This window comes from Streptomyces fuscigenes, assembly GCF_021556455.1.
Taxonomy (GTDB): domain Bacteria; phylum Actinomycetota; class Actinomycetes; order Streptomycetales; family Streptomycetaceae; genus Streptomyces; species Streptomyces fuscigenes.
On the sequence record NZ_JAKGCV010000351.1, the window covers coordinates 1 to 5,895 of the forward strand.

Here is a 5,895-nt window from a genome sequence, read left to right on the forward strand (position 1 = left end):
CCCGCCGCGGGCCGCCCGGGACCGCGCGGCGGCCGGGGGCCCGGGCGGCGGCGCACCGGCCTCGCGATCGTGGCGGCGCTCCTCGCGGTCCTGATCGGCGCCGGCGTCTGGTACATCAACTCCGGGCAGTTCACCCGGGTGCCGCGGGTGCTCGGGCAGAGCGAGCAGGCGGCGAAGAAGCGCCTGTCGGACGCGGGGCTGGACGCCCGCGTCGACCACGGCTACAGCGACGCGTTCGACCGGGGCACGGTCATGCGCAGCGACCCGGCCCCCGAGACCAAGCTCCGCGGCGACGGCCCGGTGACGCTCACCGTCTCGCGCGGCCCGAAGATCGTCCAGGTCCCCCGCCTGAACGGGATGTCCCTCGCCGGGGCCAAGGCCGCTCTCGCGAAGGCGGGGCTGTCGGCCGGGCTCGTCACCTCCGTGTTCGACGACGGGACCGACCGCGGCTCGGTCGTCTCGTCCTCGCCCGCCGCGGGCGAGCGGATCCGCCCCGACAAGGCCGTCGCGCTGAAGGTGAGCAGGGGCAGCCCGGTCGACGTGCCCGACGTCACCGGCGAGGACGTGGACGACGCGACGTCGGACCTCGCCGACGCCGGGCTGAAGGCCGAGGTCGCCCAGCAGCGCGTCGAGTCCCCCGAGGACGCGGGCGACGTGGCCCGGCAGTCCCCGGGCGACGGCGCCCAGCTGGCCGAGGGGGACACCGTCAAGCTGACCGTGTCCAAGGGCCCCAGGATGGTCGAGGTTCCCGACGTCACGGGCAGCTCCGCCGAGGACGCGCGCCGTACGCTCGAGGGCGCCGGGTTCGAGGTGAAGGTGAAGCACAGCTTCCCCTTCCTCGACGACACGATCACCGAGCAGTCCGTGGACGGCGGCGACACGGCCCCCGAGGGCAGCACGATCACGCTGAGGACCGACGGGCTGTGACGGTCCTCGGCCTGCGGGGCCGCACCGCGCGCGCCGCGGATTCCCGCCCGGTGTGAGGCCCTGGCGGGCGGCGCGGGCGCGCCCGCCGCTCCCCGTCCGTCGGCGGCCGGCCCCGGCCCGGCGCCCCGCGCCCCCGAACCACGAACCACGAACCACGAACCACGAACCACGAACCACGACAGCAAGGACGGCACCCCTTCCCATGCGCAACCCCGTCGGCGCCCATGTCCCCGTCGCGGGCGGCCTCGCCACCACCGGGCTCGGCTACGCACGCGACCTCGGCGCCGAGACCGTCCAGGTGTTCGTCGCCAACCCGCGCGGCTGGGCGACGCCCCCCGGCGACCCGGCGCAGGACGAGCTGTTCCGCGCCGGGTGCGCGGAGGCCGGCATGCCCGCCTACGTGCACGCCCCCTACCTGATCAACTTCGGCTCGGGCACGCCCGAGACGGCCGCGCGCTCCGTGGAGTCGATGCGCCACAGCCTGCGCCGCGGCCGGGCCATCGGGGCCCGTGGGGTGGTGGTGCACACCGGTTCGGCGACGGGCGGCCAGGACCGGGCGACGGCGCTCGCGCAGGTGCGCGAGCTGCTGCTGCCCCTGCTCGACGAGCTGACGCACGACGACGACCCGCCCGTCCTGCTGGAGCCGACCGCGGGCCAGGGCTCCTCGCTGTGTTCGCGCGTGTGGGACCTGGCGCCCTACTTCGCGGCGCTCGACGCGCACCCGAAGCTCGGCGTGTGCCTGGACACCTGCCACGTCTTCGCCGCGGGCCACGACCTCACGGGCGAGCACGGCATGACGCAGACCCTGGACCTGCTGGTGGAGACGGTGGGCGAGGGCCGGCTCCGCCTGGTCCACGCGAACGACTCGAAGGACGTGGCCGGCGCCCACAAGGACCGGCACGAGAACATCGGCTCCGGGCACATCGGCGAGGAGCCGTTCGGGGCGCTGCTGCGCCATCCGGCGACGGCGGGCGTCCCCCTGGTGACGGAGACGCCGGGCGGCAAGCAGGGCCACACGGACGACGTCTCACGGCTGCAGAAGCTCCGCGACGCCTGAGCACGGGCACGCACGCCCGACCGCCGGCGCACCGGCGCCGACGCTCCCGGCCCGGCCGGGGATGCCGGGGTCCCGGTCGTGCTGGTCCGGCGGGATCCGGACGACGGGTTGGTCCTAGAGCTCCGGGCCCTCGCCGGGTTCCTCCTGGTAGCTGTAGCGCTGCTCGGCCCAGGGGTCGGCCAGGTTGTGGTAGCCGCGCTCCTCCCAGAAGCCTCGGCGGTCCGCCGTCATGTACTCGACGCCCCTGACCCATTTGGGTCCTTTCCAGGCGTAGAGGTGGGGCACGATCAGCCGCAGCGGAAAGCCGTGCTCGGCGGTGAGCAGTTCGCCGTCCCGGTGCGTGGCGAAGATGGTGCGGTCCCCGGCGAAGTCCGCGAGGCGCAGATTCGCGCTGTAGCCGTATTCGGCCCAGACCATCACGTGGGTCACCGAGGGGGCCGGCGGCGCGAGGTCGAGGACGGTTTTCGCGTGCACGCCACCCCATTCGGCCCCGAGCATGCTGAATTTCGTGACGCAGTGGACGTCGGCGACGACCGTGGAGAACGGGAGGGTCGTGAATTCCTCGTGGTTCCAGCAGTGCTTGTCCGCGTCCGAGGTGGCTCCGAACACCCGGAATTCCCAGCGGTCCGGCTTGAACTTGGGAACGGGCCCGTAATGCGTGACGGGCCAGCCGCGCTGGAGGCGCTGGCCCGGCGGCAGCGGGGCCTCCTGCGATATCCGGTGCCCTCCGCTCTGCTCCTGACCCATGCTTTACATGGTGACAGACCGGGAGGGGTGGTCAGGACCAGACAGGTCGCACATACCCCCACGTCACACCAAGGACGCCCTTACTGGACGCCCCTGTGCGGCGGTGCGAGACTGCGCGCAGTCTCACCGGGCACATGTCTGACACGCGTCACGCGCGACGCGTCCGTGGTCACGTCGTTGGAAGGAGCCGCTGCCATGCAGGGCGACCCCGAGGTCCTTGAGTTCTTGAACGAGCAGCTGACGGCCGAGCTCACCGCGATCAATCAGTACTTCCTGCACGCGAAGATGCAGGAGAACTTCGGCTGGACGAAGCTCGCGAAGAACACCCGCGCGGAATCCTTCGACGAGATGCGCCACGCGGAGATGCTGACGGACCGGATCCTGCTGCTGGACGGGCTGCCCAATTACCAGCGTCTCTTCCACGTCAGGGTCGGCCAGACCGCCACCGAGATGTTCGAGGCGGACCGGCAGGTCGAGGTGGAGGCCATCGACCGGCTCAAGCGGGGCATCGACGTGATGCGGTCGAAGAACGACCACACGTCCAAGCGCCTGTTCGAGGCGATCCTGGAGGACGAGGAGCACCACATCGACTATCTGGACACGCAGCTGGGCCTGATCGAGAAGCTCGGCGAACCGCTGTACATCGCCCAGCAGATCCAGCAGCCGGAGGACGGCGGCGACAGCGCCGGCTGACGTCCGGCGGGGTGCGGGAGGGCCGGACGGCGTACGGAACCGGTGCGGGCCCGGGAAGGCCGCGCGGCGTACGAGACCGGCGTGGAGGATCCCGGAAGGCTAGGCGGCGAACGGCACCCGGGTGAAGGGCTCCGGCGCGAGGGGTTCCGCCGGGGCGAGCGGCACGACAGGTGCCTGGGCGGGCGCGTCCGGCGCCGGGGTCCCCGGGGCGCCGGGTCCGGCGGCCGCTTCGGCGGGCTCCTGCGCGCGGCCTTCGAGAAGCCGGCGGCTCGGGCACGTCCCGCGGCCGAGGATCGCCTGTATGCGCTTGACGCAGCCGCCGCAGTCCGTGCCCGCCTTGCACCGGGAGGCGATCTGGCGGGGCGTGCAGGCGCCGTCCGCCGCGTGCTGCTTGACCTGCGACTCCGTGATGCCGAAGCAGGAGCATACGTACACGCGGTTCACCTCCCGGAGGGGTCGGGCCTGGGACGCCGTCCCGATGTCTCGGTGAGGCTAACCTAACCTTACCCACGACCGCATCCCGCGCAGAACCCCCCATACAGGTGATGGGGCACGGATCACAACCGGTGATCCGTGCCCCATCGTCCGTTCCTCGGTGACCTGCCGGGTCCGCGGGACCCGTCCGGGCGGGCCTACTGGTCGCGGTACATCTCCGCCACCAGGAAGGCGAGATCGAGCGACTGGCTGCGGTTGAGGCGGGGGTCGCACGCCGTCTCGTAGCGCTGGTGCAGGTCGTCGACGAAGATCTCGTCCCCGCCGCCCACGCACTCGGTGACGTCGTCGCCGGTGAGCTCGACGTGGATGCCGCCGGGGTGGGTGCCGAGCCCCTTGTGTACCTCGAAGAAGCCCTTGACCTCGTCCAGGACGTCGTCGAAGCGGCGCGTCTTGTGGCCGGAGGCGGCCTCGAAGGTGTTGCCGTGCATCGGGTCCGTCACCCAGGCGACGGTCGCGCCGGAGGCCGTGACCTTCTCGACCAGTTCGGGCAGCTTGTCGCGGACCTTGTCCGCGCCCATGCGCACCACGAACGTGAGGCGGCCGGGCTCCCGCTCCGGGTCCAGCTTGTCGATGTAGGCGAGGGCCTCGTCCACCGTGGTGTTCGGGCCGAGCTTGACGCCGAGCGGGTTGCGGATCCGCGAGGCGAACTCGATGTGCGCGCCGTCGAGCTGGCGGGTGCGCTCGCCGATCCACACCATGTGGGCCGACGTGTTGTACAGGGTGCCCGTGCGCGAGTCGGTGCGGGTGAGGGCCGCCTCGTAGTCGAGCAGGAGCGCCTCGTGCGAGGAGTAGAACTCGACCGACTTGAACTCGGCCGGGTCGGCTCCGCACGCCTTCATGAAGTTGAGCGCGTTGTCGATCTCGCGGGCGAGCTGTTCGTAACGCTGGCCGGCGGGCGAGGACTTGACGAAGTCCTGGTTCCAGGCGTGCACCTGGCGCAGGTCCGCGTAGCCGCCGGTGGTGAAGGCGCGCACCAGGTTCAGCGTGGAGGCCGACGCGTGGTACATCCGCGTCAGGCGCGCCGGGTCGGGCACGCGGGAGGCCGCGTCGAAGGCGAAGCCGTTGACGGAGTCGCCGCGGTACGTCGGCAGCGTCACGCCGTCGCGCGTCTCGGTGTCCTTGGAGCGGGGCTTCGAGTACTGGCCGGCGATCCGGCCGACCTTGACCACGGGGACCGACGCGGCGTAGGTGAGGACGGCGCTCATCTGGAGCAGCGTCTTGAGCTTCGCGCGGATCTGCTCCGCGGACACGGCGTCGAACGCCTCCGCGCAGTCGCCGCCCTGGAGCAGGAAGGCCTCACCCTTCGCGACCGCGGCCAGGCGCGACCGCAGCAGGTCGCACTCGCCGGCGAAGACGAGCGGCGGGCAGGCCTCCAGCTCCGCCACGGCCGCGCGCAGCGCGTCCTGGTCGGGATACGCCGGCTGCTGCGCAGCGGGGAGACCTTTCCAGGTGGGCACATGCGTCGCGGGATTCTCAGCGTTCACTGTCACAGACCCAGGTTACGCGGTGACGCACCGGGAGGAGGCAAGCGGCTCACAGTGTGGAACGGCGCCGGCACACTGCGGTCGTTCCGGGTCGGGCGGCCGGCGGTGCGCTAGGGTGTCGCCATGCTTCGTCACACGCATCAGTCCTGGTGGTGGCCGGATCGACCGGCGACCCCACTGATCTCGCGCGCGTGACGCATATCGCACGGATCGAGAAGGCCGCCCGAGGGCGGCCTTCCGTGTGTCGAGGGACCTGCCGGCGCGAGACGCCGCGGCAGTCCTGAGGCGGGCCGCTCCTCCCTCTCCGGAAGGACACCCACCCATGACCGCAGTCCCCCCTCCCGCCCCGGCTCCCGGCGCCCCCGGGGCCTCCTCCGCGCCGGCACGCGGTGCGACGCAGTCGCCGGCGCCTGCCGCCGGCTCCCCCCGCCCCACTGACGGCGGCTCCCCCTCGGCGGGGGAACCGGGGTGCCCGGGCCGCCCCGCCCTCGC

6 protein-coding genes are annotated in these 5,895 nt (G+C 72.4%); 3 read left to right on the plus strand and 3 right to left on the minus strand.

Features of this window, described 5'->3' with window-relative positions:
• Positions 1-927 (plus strand): Stk1 family PASTA domain-containing Ser/Thr kinase (locus L1885_RS22025; protein ID WP_235798902.1); only part of this gene is annotated, 927 nt, incomplete at its 5' end.
• Between the two features lie 202 nt (positions 928-1,129).
• Positions 1,130-1,984 (plus strand): deoxyribonuclease IV, encoded by an 855-nt coding sequence (locus tag L1885_RS22030; protein WP_235798903.1) that lies wholly within the window; start codon positions 1,130-1,132, stop codon positions 1,982-1,984.
• Positions 1,985-2,098: 114 nt separating this feature from the next.
• Here the strand turns inward: L1885_RS22030 and L1885_RS22035 are convergent, their stop codons facing one another.
• On the minus strand, positions 2,099-2,731 hold the full coding sequence (locus tag L1885_RS22035; protein WP_235798904.1) for a sulfite oxidase-like oxidoreductase: 633 nt from the start codon (positions 2,729-2,731) through the stop codon (positions 2,099-2,101).
• 195 nt (positions 2,732-2,926) lie between these two features.
• On the opposite strand from L1885_RS22035, the gene bfr reads away from it, so the two are divergent.
• On the plus strand, positions 2,927-3,424 hold the full coding sequence (gene bfr, locus L1885_RS22040) for a bacterioferritin (RefSeq protein ID WP_235798905.1): 498 nt from the start codon (positions 2,927-2,929) through the stop codon (positions 3,422-3,424).
• A 99-nt stretch (positions 3,425-3,523) separates the two neighbouring features.
• Here bfr and L1885_RS22045 read toward each other — a convergent pair whose 3' ends face one another.
• Entirely contained in the window at positions 3,524-3,859 is a 336-nt protein-coding gene (locus L1885_RS22045) for a (2Fe-2S)-binding protein (protein ID WP_235798906.1), read from the minus strand.
• A gap of 197 nt (positions 3,860-4,056) precedes the next feature.
• On the minus strand, positions 4,057-5,409 hold the full coding sequence (locus L1885_RS22050) for a class II 3-deoxy-7-phosphoheptulonate synthase (RefSeq protein WP_235798907.1): 1,353 nt from the start codon (positions 5,407-5,409) through the stop codon (positions 4,057-4,059).
• Between the last annotated feature and the right edge of the window lie 486 nt (positions 5,410-5,895).